Origin of the sequence: Micromonospora sp. NPDC049801 (assembly GCF_040656575.1) — a bacterium.
Lineage (GTDB): Bacteria > Actinomycetota > Actinomycetes > Mycobacteriales > Micromonosporaceae > Micromonospora.
In genome coordinates this window covers 459916-478463 of sequence record NZ_JBFAMS010000003.1, presented here as the reverse complement: position 1 = coordinate 478463, position 18548 = coordinate 459916, and the positions used below count along the sequence as shown (strand labels likewise).

17 protein-coding genes are annotated in these 18548 nt (G+C 72.9%); 8 read left to right on the top strand and 9 right to left on the bottom strand.

All coding sequences use genetic code 11. The features are described 5' to 3' along the window. Positions 1–13: 13 nt before the first annotated feature. Positions 14–1102 (bottom strand): zinc-binding dehydrogenase, encoded by a 1089-nt coding sequence (locus AB0I89_RS08030; RefSeq protein WP_357122034.1) that lies wholly within the window; start codon positions 1100–1102, stop codon positions 14–16. Then, on the bottom strand, positions 1095–2105 hold the full coding sequence (locus tag AB0I89_RS08025) for a Gfo/Idh/MocA family oxidoreductase (RefSeq protein WP_357122031.1): 1011 nt from the start codon (positions 2103–2105) through the stop codon (positions 1095–1097). Before AB0I89_RS08025 ends, AB0I89_RS08030 begins: the two co-directional genes overlap by 8 nt. A gap of 221 nt (positions 2106–2326) precedes the next feature. Here AB0I89_RS08025 and AB0I89_RS08020 point away from each other — a divergent pair, with 221 nt between their 5' ends. The 5 genes from AB0I89_RS08020 (at position 2327) to ctaD (ending at position 8004) form a co-directional block, all read left to right on the top strand. Then, complete coding sequence (locus tag AB0I89_RS08020) at positions 2327–3310, top strand: glucosyl-3-phosphoglycerate synthase (protein ID WP_357122207.1); 984 nt, start codon at positions 2327–2329, stop codon at positions 3308–3310. A gap of 49 nt (positions 3311–3359) precedes the next feature. Continuing rightward, the gene (locus AB0I89_RS08015; RefSeq protein WP_357122029.1) at positions 3360–4517 is read left to right on the top strand and encodes a glycosyltransferase; all 1158 of its coding nucleotides are present in this window, start codon (positions 3360–3362) and stop codon (positions 4515–4517) included. 96 nt (positions 4518–4613) lie between these two features. Further along, entirely contained in the window at positions 4614–5063 is a 450-nt protein-coding gene (locus AB0I89_RS08010; protein ID WP_357122204.1) for a DUF4383 domain-containing protein, read from the top strand. 93 nt (positions 5064–5156) lie between these two features. Then, positions 5157–5885, top strand: coding sequence for an STAS domain-containing protein (locus AB0I89_RS08005; protein ID WP_357122026.1), 729 nt, complete (start codon positions 5157–5159; stop codon positions 5883–5885). Positions 5886–6009: 124 nt separating this feature from the next. After that, positions 6010–8004 carry a cytochrome c oxidase subunit I gene (gene ctaD, locus AB0I89_RS08000; RefSeq protein ID WP_357122023.1) on the top strand — a complete coding sequence of 665 codons (1995 nt, stop codon included), beginning with the start codon at positions 6010–6012 and terminating at the stop codon, positions 8002–8004. 63 nt (positions 8005–8067) lie between these two features. Here ctaD and AB0I89_RS07995 read toward each other — a convergent pair whose 3' ends face one another. Both AB0I89_RS07995 and AB0I89_RS07990 read right to left on the bottom strand, forming a co-directional pair. Beyond that, complete coding sequence (locus AB0I89_RS07995; protein ID WP_355052419.1) at positions 8068–9210, bottom strand: SigB/SigF/SigG family RNA polymerase sigma factor; 1143 nt, start codon at positions 9208–9210, stop codon at positions 8068–8070. A 222-nt stretch (positions 9211–9432) separates the two neighbouring features. Continuing rightward, a complete protein-coding gene (locus tag AB0I89_RS07990) occupies positions 9433–10845 on the bottom strand; it encodes a hypothetical protein (protein WP_357122020.1) in 1413 nt (470 codons plus the stop codon). A 176-nt stretch (positions 10846–11021) separates the two neighbouring features. On the opposite strand from AB0I89_RS07990, the gene AB0I89_RS07985 reads away from it, so the two are divergent. Further along, complete coding sequence (locus AB0I89_RS07985) at positions 11022–11252, top strand: CDGSH iron-sulfur domain-containing protein (RefSeq protein WP_357122017.1); 231 nt, start codon at positions 11022–11024, stop codon at positions 11250–11252. 5 nt (positions 11253–11257) lie between these two features. Here the strand turns inward: AB0I89_RS07985 and AB0I89_RS07980 are convergent, their stop codons facing one another. Genes AB0I89_RS07980 through AB0I89_RS07970 form a run of 3 tightly spaced genes read right to left on the bottom strand, consistent with a single transcriptional unit; the run spans position 11258 to position 15285 of the window. Next, positions 11258–12364, bottom strand: a complete 1107-nt coding sequence (locus tag AB0I89_RS07980; RefSeq protein ID WP_357122014.1) for an iron-containing redox enzyme family protein — start codon at positions 12362–12364, stop codon at positions 11258–11260. A gap of 49 nt (positions 12365–12413) precedes the next feature. Next, positions 12414–14168 carry a thiamine pyrophosphate-binding protein gene (locus AB0I89_RS07975; protein WP_357122011.1) on the bottom strand — a complete coding sequence of 585 codons (1755 nt, stop codon included), beginning with the start codon at positions 14166–14168 and terminating at the stop codon, positions 12414–12416. Further along, positions 14161–15285 (bottom strand): Vms1/Ankzf1 family peptidyl-tRNA hydrolase, encoded by a 1125-nt coding sequence (locus AB0I89_RS07970; RefSeq protein WP_357122008.1) that lies wholly within the window; start codon positions 15283–15285, stop codon positions 14161–14163. The genes AB0I89_RS07975 and AB0I89_RS07970 overlap by 8 nt, the downstream gene beginning before the upstream one ends. A gap of 142 nt (positions 15286–15427) precedes the next feature. Between AB0I89_RS07970 and AB0I89_RS07965 the strand changes: the two genes are divergently transcribed. Next, positions 15428–15976, top strand: a complete 549-nt coding sequence (locus tag AB0I89_RS07965; RefSeq protein ID WP_357122202.1) for a hypothetical protein — start codon at positions 15428–15430, stop codon at positions 15974–15976. An 18-nt stretch (positions 15977–15994) separates the two neighbouring features. Here the strand turns inward: AB0I89_RS07965 and AB0I89_RS07960 are convergent, their stop codons facing one another. After that, positions 15995–16333 carry a DUF3817 domain-containing protein gene (locus AB0I89_RS07960; protein ID WP_357122005.1) on the bottom strand — a complete coding sequence of 113 codons (339 nt, stop codon included), beginning with the start codon at positions 16331–16333 and terminating at the stop codon, positions 15995–15997. A 163-nt stretch (positions 16334–16496) separates the two neighbouring features. Between AB0I89_RS07960 and AB0I89_RS07955 the strand changes: the two genes are divergently transcribed. Further along, positions 16497–17975, top strand: coding sequence for a glutamate--cysteine ligase (locus AB0I89_RS07955; RefSeq protein ID WP_357122002.1), 1479 nt, complete (start codon positions 16497–16499; stop codon positions 17973–17975). 128 nt (positions 17976–18103) lie between these two features. Here the strand turns inward: AB0I89_RS07955 and AB0I89_RS07950 are convergent, their stop codons facing one another. Further along, entirely contained in the window at positions 18104–18490 is a 387-nt protein-coding gene (locus AB0I89_RS07950) for a DUF2267 domain-containing protein (protein ID WP_357121999.1), read from the bottom strand. Positions 18491–18548: the final 58 nt, after the last annotated feature.

The window sequence follows — 18548 nt, the reverse complement described above, 5'->3', positions numbered from 1 at the left end:
CCGCGACGGCTCCTCAGCCGGCCAGGACCACCTGTAGCTCCTGGCGGCGGCGCTCGGCCAGGTCGGTGAGCAGGGTGGGCGCCTCGTCGAACGGGACCACCGCCGAGACCAGGTGCTTGCGGATGACATCGCCGTACGTCCGCAGCAGGTCGACGGTCTCGGCGGAGAGCCGTTCCCGGTCCCAGGTCGGCGCGAGCCCGCGCGGTACCCGTCCGATCTGCGCGCAGCGCAGGGCCAGGCCGTTGTGGTGGAACTCCTCGCCGAGCCGGACCGCGTCCGCGCCGCCCTGGTAGAAGGCCAGGTCGATCACGGTGCCCTGCGGGCGCAGGAGCCGCAGCGCGAGGTGCAACGCCCACGCCTGTCCCCGGCACTGGAACACCACGTCGGCGCCCCGGTCGCCGGCGACGTGGGCCCACCGGGTCTTCAGCGCCACGGCGGGGTCGTCCGCCTCCGGGTCGAGCGATTCCAGGCCGAGCGCGTCGGCGACCCGACGACGCTGCGGGGTCGGGTCGAGCACCACCACCGACGCGGCGCCGTGCCGGCGGGCCAGCAGGGCGGTCAGCAGGCCCACCACTCCGGCGCCGACCACCGCGACCCGCCGGCCGCGTACCCCGTCGCCGAGCGAGCGGACGTCCGCGCCGTGCAGGTCGGCGGCGGCGTGCAGCAGACCGTTCGCGCAGATCGGGCCCATGTGCGCGACGTAGACGCCGAGCAGCGGGTCCAGGTCGTCGGGCAGCGGCACGAACCGTTCGGTGACCGGGTCGGCCAGCCAGCCCGTGCGGTGCCCGTAGGTCATCGCGCCGACCGCGCCCATCGCCACCGCCGGGGTCGCGCTCTCCACCACCCGGCCCACCTGCATGTAACCCAGCCGGGTCACCGGGTACGGGGTGCTGGCCGCGCCGGGTTGGAAGAGCCCGAGGTCGGCGTTCCAGGTGACGTTCAGGTAGGGGTTCGTGCCTTTGACGTAACTCAGCTCGGTGCCGGCGGAGACGCCGCTGAACAGCGTCTCGACGCGGAACGTGCCGGGCCGCAGCGGCGCGGCCTGCTGCTCGACGATCTCCACCCGACCGGGGGCGGTGACGGCGACGACCCGATCACGCATCGACGGTCACCCCGGTGCTCAGGGCGCCCGAATCGGCGGGCGTGGTGAGTCGGATCGTCCGGCCACCGCGGGCCGAATCGGCCACCGCGAGGGCCAGCCGCTGGGTCTTCAACGCCTCGGCGTACGGGACCCGCACGTCGTCGCCGACACCGCGGACGGCGTCGACGAACGCGCGGTCCACCGCCACCCGGGCGGCCTCCGGATCGGCCGAGACGTGCCGTTCGCCGTCGGCGTCACGGATCAGCAGGCCGTCCTCGCCCAGCGACAGGGCCAACCCGTCGGCGAGGATCTCCAGGCCGGCGCGGTGCTTCCAGCCGAGCACGCAGGCGGCGCTGAGCGTGCCGACCGCGCCGCTGGCGAAGCGCAGCGTGGCGGTGGTCACCGAGTCGATGTCGGCGCCGTCGACGGGCGGTGGCGTGCCGTCGCCGTACGCGGTGACCTCGGTCACCTCGCCGGCCAGCACCCGGATCAGGTCCAGCACGTGGGCGGCCTGCTCGACGACCGGGCCGCCGGACCGGTCGCGCCGCGACCACCAGGCGACCGGCGGCACCTTGTCCAGCCAGGCGCCGCTGACCATCCGCACCGGACGGTCAGCGAGCAGCTCACGGGCCGTGTCGAGCACGCTCAGGTAACGCCAGTGGTGCCCGACGGCGGTGCGCAGTCCACGCCGGGCGACGAGGTCGGCGATGCGTTCGGCGGTGCCCAGGTCGACGGCGACGGGCTTCTCCACGAACATCGGCACCCCGGCGTCGATCACCGCCTCCTCGGCGGGGCCGTGCGCGAAGGGCGGCACGCAGACGTACACCGCGTCGGGGCCGGCGGACAGCAGCTCGGCCACGTCGGTGAAGGTCCGCGAATCGTGCCGCGCGGCCAGCGCGGCCGCCGCCTCCGGAACCACGTCGGTGACCCCGACGATCTCGACGTCGTCGAATCCGGACAGCACCCGCGCATGACGCTGCGCCACTCCCCCGGCACCGACCAGGCCCACCCGACAACTGACCATTCGACAACCTCTTCCGAGAACGTTTCGGCTCCGTCGGGAGCAGTCCCCTGGCATGCGCGCAATCAAACGTTCATCCCCCGGGAACGCGCCGATGCCACGTCGTGATCAAGCTGTTGCCCTGGGAACGGTTAGCGCGAGGCGGCAAGTGGGAACTAGAGCCCTACTTGTTCCACGCACGAAAAGAGGGGGTGCCCGTGCGGGATACGACCGTGTCACCGGTGGTGGAGGCGTGGGCCACGTACCGGACCACGTCGGCGGCGGACTGGCCGGCACGCCGGTTGCTTCGTGCCAAGGGCGAGAGCCGGGTCAGCGTGGTGCTGCCGGCACGCAACGAGGAGGCGACCGTCGGCGCGATCGTGTCGACCATCCGGGAGCATCTGATGGACCGGGTCGCGCTCGTCGACGAGCTGATCGTGGTGGATTCACGGTCGACCGACCGCACCGCCCAGGTGGCCCGGGCCGCCGGCGCGGAGGTGGTCAGCCAGGACGCGATGACCCGCGGCCTGCCCCGGCTCACCGGCAAGGGCGACGCGCTCTGGGCGGGGTTGGCCGCCGCCGGGGGCGACGTGGTGGCGTTCATCGACGCCGACCTGCGGGAGTTCCGCCCGCACTTCGTCACCGGCCTGCTCGGGCCGCTGCTCACCGACCCGTCGGTGGACTTCGTGAAGGGCTTCTACCACCGCCCGCTCGTCGGATCCGCCACGGTGGAACAGGACGGTGGCGGGCGGGTGACCGAACTGATGGCCCGACCGCTGCTGAACCTCTTCTGGCCCGAACTGGCCGGCTTCGTGCAGCCGCTCGCCGGTGAGTACGCCGGCCGCCGCGACGTGCTGGCCCGGGTGCCGTTCGTCTCCGGGTACGGCGTGGAGACCGCCATGATGATCGACCTGCTGGACCTGGTGGGTCTGGACGCGCTGGCGCAGGTCGACCTGGGCGAACGCAAGCACCGTCACCAGGACACGGCGGCGCTGGGCCGGATGTCCGCGCAGATCATGCTGACCGCGTGGTCCCGGCTGCAACGACGCGGTTGGGCGACCCCCGGCCTGATGCCGGAGGCGCTGCTGACCCAGTTCCGCCGGGGCGGCTCCGACACCCTGCCCAACCTGGACCGGGAGGTCGTGGTCAGCGACGTGTCCATCGAGGAGCGTCCGCCGCTGGCCGAGCTGCGCCACCGGCTCCCCCGCCGACGGGTGGCGGCCGCGTGAGCGCCCCGGTTCGTCGGCCGGCCACCGCCCGGGTACGAAAGGACCGCCGATGAGCCTCACCGTGCTGATGAACGCCGGCCCGTGGCTGTCGGTGCCCCCACCCGGGTACGGGGGCATCGAGAACGTGATCGCGACCCTGGTGCCCGAGCTGCGGCGGCTCGGCGTGCGCGTGGTGCTCGCCTCGGTGGAGTCCAGCGCTCTGCCGGTGGACGAGAAGGTGTCGGTCTTTTCCGACGGGCAGTTCGGCGCGCTGCAACGGCCCTACAACCAGGTCTGTGGCATCGCGCAGGCGCACCTGGCCGGGGTGGTCCGCGAGCTGCACTCCCGCGACGACATCGACCTGGTGCACGACCACGTGGAGGCGGTCGGGCTGGCCACGCTCACCGCGATGGGACCGTCCGGGCCGCCGGTGCTGCACACCCTGCACTGGGACCTGGCCAAGCACCCCGCGCTCTACGGCGCTCTCGACGGCGGCGACCGGGTCCGGGTCAACGGCGTCTCGGCGTCGCAGTTGGCGCGGGCGCCACTGGCGCTGCGGGAGCACTCGGTGGGTCACGTGCACCTGTCCACCCCGCTGGCCGTGGACGCCGACCGTCGGCCCGGTCCGCCCAAGGGCGACCACCTGCTCATCCTCGGTCGGATCAACCCGGGCAAGGGGCAGGACGTGGGCGCGCGGCTCGCGCGGCGGATCGGCGTACCGCTGGTGCTGGCCGGTCCCGTGGGGCCGTACCACCGCCCGGCCGACCTGGCGGCGGCGGGCGACGAGGCCCGGCAGAACCCGGACGTACGGTTCTTCCTCGACGAGGTGGCGCCGCACGTCGACGGCGACCTGGTCCGCTGGGTCGGCACCGTGGCCGGGCAGGAGCGCGACGACCTGCTGGCCAGCGCCCGCGCCTCGCTGTTCCCGCTGCGCTGGGAGGAGCCGGGAGGCACGGCCGTGGTCGAGTCGTTGGCCCTGGGTACGCCGGTGGTGGCCACCGCCCGGGGCTGCCTGCCCGAGTTGATCGAGCACGGACGCACCGGCCTGCTCACCGGCGAGGAGGACGAGCTGGCCGATCTGGTGCTGGCCGCGGACCTGCTCGACCCGCACGAGTGCCGCCGGGTCGCGGCAGAGCGGTTCACGCCCGCGGTAATGGCCCAGCGCTACGTCGAGCTGTACCAGCGGGTCCGCGAGCTGGCGACCGCGTCCCGCCTGCAACCGGTCTGAGCCGCCGTCGCCGCCGGCGCGTTTGTCCCCGGCGGCGACGGGTAGGCGCACCCGTACGCCTGCCGCGCAGCGAGGGAGCCGGTGATGGTCGGACCGATGGCGCACTCCCGGGCGCGGGCCAACCCGGCGGACGGCAAGCCGCCGGTCCGCCGCGCGGCCAGCACCGCGTCCGTCGTGTTCCTGCTGGTCGGTGTGCTCGGCTTCGTCCCGGGGATCACCAGCGGTACGCAGAACCTGCGCTTCGCGGGGCACACCTCGGGCGCGTTCCTGTTCGGCGCCTTCCAGGTGTCGGTGCTGCACAACCTCGTACACCTGCTGTTCGGGGTCGTCGGCCTGGCGCTGGCGCGGACGGTCGGCGGCGCGCGGACCTTCCTGGTCGGCGGCGGCGCGGTCTACCTGGTGCTCTGGCTCTACGGACTGGCGGTGGACCACGACACCGGCGCGAACGTCCTGCCGGTCAACGCCGCCGACGGTTGGCTGCACCTCGGCCTGGGCCTCGGTCTGATCGCGCTGGGTCTGCTGACCGCGCGGCCCCGGCGACCGTGAGCCGCGTCGCCCTGGCCGGTCGGTCCGGTTTGCTGGCGCGGAACCTCGGGTAGTGGGCAGATCCCGACCCACCAGCGAATCGAGGACGCCCCGATGGCCAGCCGGATCACCTGCGAGGTGCGCGACACGGCACCGGTGGCGGTCGTCCGGCTCACCGGCGCCCTGGACCTGGGCACGATGCGGTCGGTGCACCAGGCGCTGGACGGCGCGTTGGCGGCCCAGCCGGAGGCGCTGGTGGTCGACCTCGCCCGAGTGAACGTGCGGGACCGGCTGGCGCTGTCGGTCTTCGCGGCGACGGCCCGGCGTGCCGAGGAGTGGCCGGCCGTGCCGGTGGTGCTCTGCGCCCCGCCGCCAGCCGCCGCCCGTTGGCTGGCCGAGTCGACGACGTGCCGGGTGGTTCCGGTCTCGCTGAACTGCGCGGAGGCGACGAGGGTGGCCGGCGAGCAGAGAGCGCTGCGGATCCGCGCCCGGTTGGAGCCGGTGGCGGAGGCGTGCCGGCGGGCCCGGGAGCTGGTCGGCGACGCGTGCGCCCGGTGGAACCTGCCCGACGCGGCGGGTCCGGCGGCTCTGGTGCTCACCGAGCTCGTCGGCAACGTCGTCCGGCACGTGGGCACCCCCATGCAGGTGACCGTGACGCTGCGGCGGCCGTACCTGCACCTGGCCGTGGTGGACGGCAGCCCGTCGGCGGCCCAACCCGCCGGCCTGGACCTGCGGGCCGAGGGTGGCCGCGGGCTGCTGCTGGTCCGCGAGCTGGCGCAGCGGTGGGGCAGCGTGCCGGCGGGTCAGGGCAAGGCCGTCTGGGCGATGCTGCCGGCGGCGTGAGGCCGCGGGGCACTTCGACCGGTACCAGCGATCTGACCGAATTCACCGCTTAAGCCTGGTTACATGGTGCAAGGGTCGGGTAGGCACGCCCGTCCTTTCTGCCGTCACGACGGGGTGAGCAGCCATGCCCAAGCGGGTAACCACGGAACCCGTTCGCGATCGGGGACCGGCGATCCTGGCACCGGCCCGCTTCGGGGGTTTTCCCGGGGCGCTGCGGACGCCGGTCCCCGGCAACTCCCTGATCAAGTTCCTCGCCACCACCGACCACAAGCAGATCGGCGTGCTGTACCTGCTGACCTCCTTCGGGTTCTTCCTGGTGGCGGGCCTGCAGGCGATGGTGATGCGCGCCGAGCTGGCCCGGCCGGGCCTGCAGTTCCTCTCCTCCGAGCAGTACAACCAGCTCTTCACCTCGCACGGCGCGGTGATGCTGCTGCTGTTCGCCACGCCCGCCGCCTTCGGATTCGCCAACTTCATCGTGCCGATCCAGATCGGCGCGCCGGACGTGTCGTTCCCCCGGCTCAACGCCCTGGCGTACTGGCTGTACCTGTTCGGCGGTCTCATGGTGGTCGCCGGGTTCGTCACGCCGGGCGGCTCGGCGGACTTCGGCTGGACCGCCTACAGCCCGCTGAGCAGCGTCGAGAACAGTCCCGGCGTGGGCGCGAACATGTGGGTGCTCGGCCTGGTGGTCTCCGGCCTGGGCACCATTCTCGGCGCGGTCAACCTGATCACCACGATCCTCACGTTGCGCGCGCCCGGGATGACCATGTTCCGGATGCCGATCTTCACCTGGAACATGCTGTTCACCAGCGTGCTGGTGATCCTCGTCTTCCCACTGCTGGCCGCCGCGCTGCTGGCGCTCTCGGCCGACCGGTTGCTCAACGCGCACGTGTACGACGCGGCCACCGGCGGCCCCATGCTCTGGCAGCACCTGTTCTGGTTCTTCGGCCATCCCGAGGTGTACATCATCGCCCTGCCGTTCTTCGGCATCATCACCGAGATCATCCCGGTGTTCTCCCGCAAACCGCTGTTCGGCTACACCGGGATCGTGCTGGCCACCATCGCCATCACCGTGCTCTCGATGACCGTGTGGGCGCACCACATGTTCGCCACCGGGCAGGTGCTGCTGCCGTTCTTCAGCATCCTGAGCTACCTGATCGCGGTGCCCACCGGAGTGAAGTTCTTCAACTGGATCGGCACCATGTGGAAGGGGCAGCTCACCTTCGAGACGCCGATGCTGTTCGCCATCGGCTTCCTGGTGACCTTCCTTCTCGGCGGCCTCACCGGGGTGCTGCTGGCCAGCCCGCCGGTCGACTGGCACACCCACGACAGCTACTTCGTGGTGGCGCACTTCCACTACGTCGTGTTCGGCACGGTGGTCTTCGCGCTCTTCGGCGGCTACTACTTCTGGTGGCCGAAGATGACCGGACGGCTGCTCGACGAGCGGCTCGGCAAGGCGCACTTCTGGACCATGTTCATCGGGTTCCACGGCACCTTCCTGGTGCACCACTGGCTGGGCGCCGAGGGCATGCCCCGCCGGTACGCCGACTACCTGCCCAGCGACGGCTTCACCACGCTGAACACCATCTCCAGCATCTTCGCGTTCATCCTCGGCCTGTCCACGCTCTTCTTCATCTACAACGCCTGGAAGTCCTGGCGGTACGGTGCGATGGTCACGGTGGACGACCCGTGGGGCTTCGGCAACTCGCTGGAGTGGGCGACCACCTGCCCGCCGCCGCTGCGCAACTTCGACAAGATGCCCCGCATCCGCTCCGAGCGGCCGGCGTTCGACCTGAAGTACGGCCCACTCGTCGCCGACCTGGGCCGGGACCTGCCGCAGCGCACCACGAAGCCACCCCAGCAGTTCGGCGACGAGATACACCTCGAGCACCACGCGCCGGAGTCACCCGCGCCCGAGGGCGCGCACGGCGCCATGGAGGCGGCCCGCTACCACCCGGCGCCCGAGTCCGGCGCCCGCCCGGTGGACGTACCCGAGCCCGAGGGCGTACGCCGGCCCAGCTTCGAGCAGAGCGACGCGCCGAAGGACGCGCAGGACGCGCCGAAGCCGCACGAACGCTGGCGGCACCCGCACAGCGACGGCGGTGAGACCGAGGACCGCTGAGAGTCGTACGCGCCAAGGGGCCCGACACCTCCTTCGGTGTCGGGCCCTTGCTGTCTCGGCGGATCAGTCCCGAGCGGGCGGGAGCCCGGCGGCGGTGAGCGAGCGGCGCACCGCCGGCTGTACCCGGGTCAGCCGCAACGGCACGCCGGTACGCTCGGCTGCCTCCCGACCGGCCACCAGCGCGGCGATCCCGCCGGCGTCGAACCCGCCCGCCCCGACCAGGTCGACGACGACCTCGCTCGGCTGGCCGGTGACGGCCTCCAACATCGCGCGGCGTAGCTGGTCCGCGCCGTCGCGGTCGACCTCGCCGCCGACCTCGACGACCACCCGGTCACCGTTCTGCCGTACCGAGATGCGGGTCTTGCCCGGATCCGGTTCGGCGGCGCCGTTCTGCCAGGGCGGTGGGGCGTCGGCGAGCATGGCCTGCCGCAGCCAGGTCAGCGCCCGCGACAGCAGGCGGGACACGTGCATCTGCGAGATGCCGAACCGGGCGGCGATCTCCGCCTGGGTCTGGTTGCCGTAGAAGCGCATGGCGAGGATGCGGCGCTCACGCCAGGGCAGCCGGTGCAGCAGGCCGCTCACCGTCACCCGGTCGTCGACCGATTCGAGGGCGTTGTCCGACTCGCCGACCAGGTCGCCGAACTCCGCGGAGCTCTCCCCGCCGACCGGCGCGTTCAGCGACGCCGGGCTGTAGCCGGCCGCCGACTCCAACGCCGCGAGAATCTCCTCCTCCGGCGTCTCCAGTCGGGCCGACAGCTCGGCCACCGACGGCGCGCGGGACAACTCGCTGGTCAGCGCGGCGGTGGCCTGCCCCACCTCGAGGATCAGATCACGCAGCCGCCGGGGCACGTGCACGCCCCAGGTGCGGTCCCGGAAGTGGCGCTTGATCTCGCCCACGATGGTGATCGCCGCGTACGCCGTGAACGAACCCCGCTCCGGGTCGTACCTGTCGACGGCGTTGACCAGCCCCAGGCGGGCCACCTGCTCCAGGTCCTCAAGCGGTTCGCCCCGCCCCCGGTAACGGCGGGCCAGCCGGCCGGCGAACGGCAGCGCGAAGCGGACCAGGTCGTCGCGCGCCTCCTGTCGCCGCTCCGGCGGCAGCCCTTCGATCCGGGCCGCGTACGCCAGCGCCGCCGCGTCGAGGTCCTCCAGACCACGCTCGGTGGGTGGTGGTGTGGTCGTGGTCGTGCTCGTCTGTCCGAACATCCGCGCCTCCCTCAGGAAGGTCCCCCGCCCGGATCGGGAAACCGGTCGTGCGCGTGGTCGAGCCACGCACCGGGCCGGAAAGTGGGTCAGTGACTGGGATGCCAGCGGGCGACAACATCTCTACGCAGCGCGATCAGGTCGTCGCAGCCAGCGATGTTCCCGCTCCGTAGGTACTCAATCACGGGACCCCGGGTTCGCGAGGAAGTTTCGGCGTCCTCCCCTTCAGGAGACGAGCAGCCCCTGGTGGCCGCCGGTGTCACGGAGCACCGACAGGGCCTCTGCGACCCCCAGCGGGGGCGGGACGGGCAGGTCGTACGGCTGGGCGCGCATGACCTCGGTGGCCCGGCGCGTCGGCACGGACGTCACCGGATAGCCCCGCGCGGAGGTCCGGTCAAGAGCCCGGCGTCGTCGGCCGAAGCCCGCCACCGCCAACCACTGCGGGAGCCCGGCCAGGGCGGGCGAGCGCATACCGGGCGGCTCGGGCAGGACGTCCACCGAGCTGAACTCCTCGCTGCCGGCCAGCCACCACTCGGCCTCGTCCACGCTGCGGCGGGTGGCGTTCTCGCACCAGTACGGCACCAGCCCCGCCCGCACCACCTGCCACGGATCGAGCAGCCGACCGCATTCCACCACCAACCGGTCACCGGTCTTGCCGGCGGACCGCAACCAGCGCCGGTAGAGGTCGGCCACAGCCGCGCTCAACGCTCCCGGCCGGGGCACCAGCACCCGATGCAGCGGGCGACCGTGACGGTCCGCGAAGTCCCGCGCGGAGAGCTCGAATCCGGGGTCCATGCCGTACTCGGCGTCGCCCGACGGCACCGACACCTCCGGCGGCGCCCACCGGGCGGCGTCGCCGCCCACCGCCCGCAGGACCTGCCGCAGGGCGTGGCTGTCGGGGTGGAAGTCCACCGGGTCCAGTCCGCTCGCCGGGCAGCCGACCTGGAAGCTGTGCCCGGGCCCACGTTCCAGCACCGGCCACGTGCGCGCGTCCCGCACCAGCAGCACCGGGGCGTCGGCGCTGAGCCGGTCGGTCAGGAACTGCGCGTACGCGGCCGGCAGCGACCGCCAGCGGGCGGCCAGCGACACGGTGACGCCGGTGAGGGTTCCCCGGCTGGCCGGGCAGTGCACCTGGCGCAGGTGCACGTCGGGGTTGCCGCCGACCAGCCGCTCGGCGAGCGCGCCCCCGTGCGCCAGCGCCTCCCGGGGACGGTCCACGGCCCCGTCGCTCCAGTGCACGGTCATCTCGAAGCCGGCGGGCAGCCACGGCACGCCGAGAGCGACCGCCAGGTGGGCGGCCGCGCCGTGCGGCGACCCGATGAGCACCCCCGGATAGCTGCGGCGCGGGTACTGGTCGACGAACCAGCGGGCCACCCGGGCCGCGTCCACCTCACCGATCTGGTCGACGGTGAGGGCGACCCGCCCGGCGGCTCGGGTCGCCGCGGCCCGGCGAACCGGCTCGGGCGCCGTCGGAAACCGCGAGATCGGCCCGGTGTGCCCGAGGTCGGCGCAGTCCGCGCCCCGCAGCGCCCGGGCGGTGGCGGCGACCAGCACCCGGGCAGCGCTGCCCTGGGCCACGACCCGGTCGCCGGCCAGGCCGGCGCCATCGGCCGTGAGCCCCTTGTGCACCTTGTGCACCGGCCCCACCTTGCCTCGTTCGCTCACCACGCGGCCCGGCTTCCCGTCCCGATGGGGTTCAAACGGGGCATCACCCACCCGGCGGTCACAATCCGCTGGTCAGCGGGTTGCGCCGGTCATCACCGACGATCGGCCGCGCAGGTTTCACCGGGGCTGGGGCGGGCACATCGGGGCCCATGCGCACCGACGACACCAGCGAGCCCGCCGCCGCCACGATCACCCCGTACGAGGACGGTCCACTGCTCGTCCGCGGCGACTTCGCGCTGGTGACCCCGGACGGCGAACGGATCGACGCCCGCCGGGGCACGGTGGCGCTGTGCCGCTGCGGCAGGTCGGCGCTCAAGCCGTTCTGCGACGGCACCCACAAGGCGATCAGCTTCCGGGCGGGCACCACCCGCGAGGGCTGAGCGGATCAGACCAGCGCGATCGGCGCCGGCGGGGTCGTCACGGACACCGGACCCACGCCGACGAGCGGGACGGTCGGCGGCGGGGTCGGCGGGGCGGGTGACCGCAGCGAGCTGCGGCCGGCCGCCCAACTGTCCAGCAGGTGCGCCGCGAAGAGCCGGTCCACCGCGAGCGCCGCCGCCGCGCCGAAGAGCACATCCGGCGCGAGCGCCGGCTCGGTCCGGACCAGGCCGCCGCACAGGTCGTGCGCGGCGATCTGCTCGTGCACCGCGTCCGCCTCCACGTGCTCGTCGTAGAAGCGGGTCGCCACCTCGTCCAGGCCGAGGCGGCGCAGTCCGTTGCCGTAGCGGCGGTTCGGCAGGGACGAGGTCATCTCGAAGGCCGCCAGGTGCCCGAGCAGCGCCCCGCGCAGCCGTCGGTGCAGCCCGAACAGGGACATCAGGTTGTTGGTCGCGAGGGTCACGGCGGGCACCACGTCCAGGTGAGTCCCGTAGCCGGTGTCCAGGCCCAGCCGTTCCAGGGTGCGCCGGAACAGCTCGGCGTGCATCCGGTCCAACCGCCCGTTGCCGTACTCGTCGGTCTGGATCTCCACGAGGGCGGCCTTGGCGGGGCCGCCGAGGCGCGGCAACGCCCAGCTGTGCGGGTCCGCCTCGCGCAGGTGGTAGACCGAGCGGTGGGCGACGAACTCGCGGAACTGGGTGAGGTCGGCACGCCGTTGGAGCGCGGCGGCCAGCGACGGCCCGTCGTCGGCCGCGACCAGTTCGGCCAGCCCGGCGGCGACGCCGTCCGCCGGCACCGCCGGCACGTCGGCCAGCCGGCGCAGCGCCGCCTCGAAGGGGCGCTCGGCGCGGGCCCGCAGCGCCAGCAGGGTGGGCTGCCACTCCCAGCCCTCGTCGACGCCCTGCCAGCCCCGGTAGTGCAGCTCGTAGCAGAGGAACAGGGTCAGTTGCAGATCCTCGTCGGTCAGCGGGTCCGCCGGGTCGAGGTCGACGCCGAGGTCCGCCGGCAGGTCGTACGGCGCGCGTCGCAGCGCGTCGGTCACCGCCGCCGACAGCGGGCCGCGCGGCTGCGGCAGGGGCGCGGGACCATAGCGGCGGTCGGCGGGCTCCGGCATGGGACCTCCAGGGTCGTCGGGCCGCTACTGATGCCCTGGTGGCGTGCGCCTAAACGAGATCCTCGACGGCCACGGCCTGCTCCACCTGCTCGCGGACGCGCCGGGCCGGTTCGCCCTCGGCGTACAGCCCACGCAGGTCGGCGAAGGCCGGTTCCGGGGGCGCCAACGAGACCGTCGCGTCGACCACGGCCTCCAGGACGCAGGGCCGGTCCGCGGCGAGCGCCTCGTCCCAGGCCGCGCCGACCAGCTCCGGACGGTCCACCCGGACGCCGTGCAGCCCGAGCAGCCGGGCCCAGCCCGCGTACGGGACGTCGGGACGGCGGCCCATCGGGTCCCCGGACGACTCCCGTCCACCGCCCATGCCGTTGTGGTCGCGGTTGTTGAGCACGAGCACCACCAACCGTGGGTCGGCCCAGTCCTGCCAGTGATGCGACACCGTGATCAGCTCGGCGAGGCCGTTGAGTTGCATGGCCCCGTCGCCGAGCAGCGCGACCACCGGCGCATCCGGGGCCGCGAGCTTGGCGGCCACCGCGTACGGCAGGGCGCAGCCCATCGAACCGAGGGTGCCGCAGAGTTGCGCGTTCACCCCGGGCGGCAGGACGAGGTGCCGGGCATACCAGTAGAGGACCGAGCCGACGTCGACCGCCACCGACCCGGTGTGCGGCACCCGGGTGGACAGCTCCTGGAGGACGAGCTGCGGGTTGATCGGTTCGGCCGGCGCGGCGGCCCGGTCGGCGGCGGTCGCGCGCCAGCGGTCGACGGTGCTCTCCACCGTCGCGCGCCACTGTTGGTGCGGCCGGGCGGGCACCCGCTCCAGCAGTGCCCGCAGCGTCTCGGTGGCGTCACCGACCAGCGGGACGTCGGCCGGGTAGCGGCTGCCGATGCGGGTGCCGTCGATGTCGATCTGCACCGTGCGGGCCTGGTCGGGCATCGGGAAGTAGTCGGTCCACGGGTCGTTCGTGCCGACCAGCAGCAGCGTGTCACAGCCACCCATCAGCTCGGCCGCAGCCGGTGTGCCGACCTCCCCGAGCACCCCGGCGTGAAAGGGCAGGCGCTCGTCCAGGATCGGCTTGCCCAGCAGGGACGTCGCCACCCCGGCGCCGAGGCGGTCGGCCAGCTCGACGATCTCGGCGGCGGCGCCCCGGGCACCCTGGCCCACCAGGATCGCGGTGCGCTGGCCGTTGCCGAGCACCTGGGCGGCGGCGTCGAGGTCCACCTCGTGCGGCAGCACCCGGGCCAGCGGCTCACCGGGGGTCGCCGTGATCACGCCCGCCGCGTGCGTCCCCAGGTCCGGCACCAGGGCCTCCTGCAGATACCGGGGCAGCACCACGCACGTCGGGCTCCGCGTCGCCGCCGCGGTGCGGAACGCCTGGTCCAGCAGCGCGGGTACCGACGCCGGGCTGCGGCCGTACCGGACGAACTGGTTGCACACGTCGCCGAAGAGCCGGCTCAACCCGATCTGCTGGTGCGCGCCGCCCAGCGGCCCGGTGACGTCCTCACCGACGATCGCCACGACCGGCTTGCTGTCGAGCTTGGCGTCGTACAGGCCGTTGAGCAGTTGCACCGCGCTCGGTCCCTGGGTGGCCAGGCAGACCCCGATGCCGCCGGTGAACTTGGCGTGCCCGGTGGCCATGAACGAGGCGGTCTCCTCGTGCCGGGCCGGAACGAACGCCGGGTCGCCCCCGGCGTCCTCCAGCGCCTCGACCAGCGGGGCGATCGCCGCTCCGGGGTAGCCGAAGGCGCGCGGTACCCGCCAGGCCCGCATCCGCTCGACCACCAGGTCCGCGACCCGGCGCTCAGCCATTGCCGCGTCCCGGGGTGCCTTCGTCGACGTACCGCAGGACGGCGCCGACGCCGTCGGTGAGCTGCGGCGCCTCGTCCGCGCCGAGCACCGTCAACGCCGCGTCGGTGCCCACCAGCGCCCGGACCAGCGCCGCGTCGGCGCGGACCCGCTGCGGGTCGCCGACCGACATCGCGCTCAACTGGGACGGGTCCACGGCGATCTCGGTGGGCTCGGGGCCGATCCACAGCTCGCCGTTGGCCGACGGGTCGTCGACGATGAGCATCGTGTCGACCTGGTTGCGTTGCAGGGCGGACACGACCGCGTCGAGTCCCGCGCCGACGTCCTCCTGCACGCCGAACTTGTCCAGCGCGGCGGTGATCCGCTGGTCGGCGACCTCGGCGATGGTCTGCACCGTGAGGTCGTCCAGCATGCTCTGGTCGGCGCCGCCGGCCCGGGAGCCCGCGTCGGTGCGGACGACCAGGTCCTGCCAGCGCGGCGGCATCTGCGCGGCGATCATCCCGGTGGCCCGGACGTCACCGGCCACCACCACGACGTCCGCGCCGACGCGGTCGGCCAGCTCCACGGTCGCGGCGGTGACGTCGCCGGCGTTCTGGTGCCACGCCTCCATGGCGGCCCGCTGGTAGCGCGACTGCGACCAGCCGCCGGGCTGGACCCGACGCAGCGGGAAGCTCTCCCGGCCGGCGACGTGCGCCCGTCGGGGTACGCCGCCCGCGCTGACCGCGACAGCGTCGCCCCCGGTGCGGTCGGCCACCACCCGGACCCACGCCACCTGTTCGCCGCGCTGGGCGAGCAGCGGCATGACGTGCGGCAACGGCCCGAAGCTCGCCAGGTCGCGCAGCGGCGGCGCGGACAGGTACTCGGAGAGCACCACCCGACCGTGGCTGGCGAAGACCGCCAGGCCGTAGTCCCCGACCATCGGGTCGTGACCCCGGATCACCCGGTCCAGCGCGGCGACGCTCGCCTCGTCCGCCCCCTGTTCGGCCAGGCGGCGTTCCAGGGCGCGCCAACGTAGGTCCAGCGCCGGGTGGGCGTCCTCGGTGTCCGCGGAGGCGTCCAGGTACACCGAGCACCACGGCCCGGGTCGGTCGTAGAGCGGGCGCAGGAAGGACAGCTGCATGCTCGACCCCTTTCCAGCTCGACCGCCCGCTTACCCCCGTCGCCCGGGATGTCACCTCGCGGGCGTGAGCCCGTGACCAGGTTTCATTCACGTCGTTCAACCGGGGACATCGATACGATCAGTGAACACAAGCGGACTCTCGGTGGTGGAAATGGACAGCGGACTCGATACCCGGCGGATCGTGCACCCGACGGAGCGGATCGTCACGGGACGGCTGGTCCGCCTGTTGGACGGCTACACCCGCGAGATACGCGTCGGCCAACCGGTGCTGGTCGCGGTGCTCGCCGCGGCCGCGTTCGCCCGGCTGCCGGCCCTGCTGCTGCGCGCGCTGTTCTCGTTCGGCGGCGGTGGCGCCCGCCGACGCTGGAAGGAGCTGAAGCAGGGCCCGGAGTACCTGGTCACCCCGGTCCGCCTGCGGAACACCGCCGGTCAGCTCTGCGAGGTCGAGCTGCACGGACACCTGCCGCAGAGCGCCCTGCACCCGGCCGATCAGGTGCAGCTCACCCTGCGCCCGCAGCGCGATCCGGAGCTGCCGCCGCGGATCGAGCGGATCGTCAACCTGACCACCGGGCAGTTGCTCACCCCGCGTACCGCGACCCTCTGGTCACACCTGGGACCACCGCTGCTGTTGCAGGCGACGATCGGCGCTCTGCTGTTGGCCGGCGTCGCGGCCTGTTCCGCGCTGACCTGAGCGCTCGGCCGGGGCCGGTCAGCCGACCGGGGCGGGCTCGCGGACCGGCTGCCGGTCGCCGCCGAGCATGCCCCGGCGATGTGCCCAGCGTTCGAAGATCAGCGTGGCGAACGGCGGCACGGCGCACGCCAGCGCCACGAGGGTCACCGGCAGGCTCCAGCGGCGCAGCCGCGCCACCGCGAGCACCAGCAACCCGTACGCGATGAACAGGCCGCCGTGGATCGGCCCGAAGATCTTGACGCCCAGCTCATTGTCCGGCGGACCGTACTTGACGGCCATCCCCACCAGCAGGGCCAGCCAGGAGCAGGCCTCGGCGATCGCCGCCGCGACGAACAGCCGGGTCACCTTCTCGCGCATCCGGCAATGCTAGCGGTGCCGGCCGTTCGCGCTCTCGCCGACCACAGAGCGTGCGACAGGGGTCACGGGGCCCGCCACTGGGTAGGAAAGAACCCTCGGGTCTTCCCCGCTCGTACGGCCACGTGCGAGGTTAGGGGGAACCAGCGGTGACAGGGCGGTGACCATGGGCGAGGATGTCGGCGTACGGACCTTCAGTCGGGAGGATCGGGCCCGCTACCGCGAAAAGGTGCGGAACTGCCTGGATGTCTTCGCCGAGATGCTGCGGGAGTCGCGGTTCGACATCGACCGGCCGATGACGGGGCTGGAGATCGAGCTGAACCTCGTGGACGAGGCGTCGAATCCGGCCATGCGCAACGCCGACGTGTTGGCGGCCATCGAGGATCCGAGCTTCCAGACGGAGCTGGGCCAGTTCAACATCGAGATCAATGTGCCACCGCGCCGCTTGACCGGCACCGGCACCCTCGACTTCGAGGAGCACGTGCGCGCCAGCCTCAACGCCGCCGAGGAGAAGGCCCGCACGATCGGCGCGCACATGGTCATGATCGGCATCCTGCCGACGTTGCGTCCCGAGCACCTCACCGCCGAGACGCTGTCGGCCAACCCGCGCTACAAGCTGCTCAACGAGCAGATCTTCGCGGCGCGGGGCGAGGACCTGCCGATCGCCATCTCCGGGGTGGAGCGCCTGGCGGTCACCGCCGACACGATCACCCCGGAGGCGGCCTGCACCAGCACCCAGTTCCACCTCCAGGTCAGCCCGGCGCAGTTCGCCGACTACTGGAACGCCGCCCAGGTGGTCGCCGGCATCCAGGTGGCGCTCGGGGCGAACGCGCCGCTGCTGTTCGGTCGGGAGCTGTGGCGCGAGACCCGCATCCCGCTGTTTCAGCAGGCCACCGACACCCGGCCGGAAGAGATCAAAGCCCAGGGGGTACGCCCCAGAGTCTGGTTCGGCGAACGCTGGATCACCAGCGTCTTCGACCTGTTCGAGGAGAACGTCCGCTACTTCCCGGCGCTGCTGCCGGTGTGCGACCCGCAGGACCCGGCGCAGACCCTGGCGGCCGGCGAGGTGCCGAACCTCGCCGAGCTGCGGCTGCACAACGGCACGATCTACCGCTGGAACCGTCCGGTGTACGACGTGTCGCGCGGCCGGCCGCACCTGCGCGTGGAGAACCGGGTGCTGCCGGCCGGGCCGACCGTGCTGGACACCATCGCCAACGGGGCCTTCTACTTCGGACTGGTCCGCGCCCTCGCCGAGTCGGACCGGCCACTGTGGTCACAGATGTCGTTCAGCGCCGCCGAGGAGAACTTCACCAGTTGCGCCCGGCACGGCATCGACGCGCAGGTCTTCTGGCCCGGCCTCGGCTACCTGCCGGTCACCGAGCTGGTGCTGCGCCGGCTGCTACCGATGGCGCACCACGGGCTGGACCGGTGGGGCCTCGACCCGACCGAGCGGGACCGTCTGCTGGGCGTCATCGAGCAACGCTGCCTGACCAACCGCAACGGCGCGACCTGGCAGGTGGCGACGCTGCACCGGTTGGAGTCCACCGATCACCTGGACCGGCCGGAGGCGCTGCGCGAGGTGGTGCGGCACTACGTGGAGCTGATGCACAGCAACCGGCCGGTGCACGAGTGGCCGATTCCCTGACGATCGCCCGTTCTCGCCGGCCGTCGACCGTCGGCCCATCGGCTCGGACGTCGCACGTCGATGACCACGGCGGCGGGGACCCTGACCGTGGCGGCCGGGGTCCGCGCCCGCTGCGAGCGTGACCGCGCTCAGCCGCGTGGGGTGGGGACACCGAAGAGGTCGGTGATGCCGCCGGGCAACTGCGCCAGCAGGTCGTGCCGGTCGTCGTCGTCGAGCGCCTCGGCGACGGTGTTCAGCACCACCTGGGCGTGTTGACGCACCTGGTCCCCGTTCGACACCTGCTCACGGTCGCCGACCTTCTTCAGGAACTCGTCGACGTCCCACCGGCGTCCCTGGGGGTTTCGGGTGACAGAACCGTTCAGCCGATCGGGCAACTGTGCCGCCAGGTTGTCGGCCTCCTGGCCGGCGAGCCGTTCGCCGAGCACCGACAGGACGGCCTGCACCGAGCGCACGGCCTCGTTCTCCCCGAGCCCTCCGCGCTGTCGTACGGTCGCGATCATCTGCTCGTACTCCATGACCCGCTCCCTTTCGCCTCCTGGACCGGCGCGCAGGCCGGCTAACGGACGAACGGAC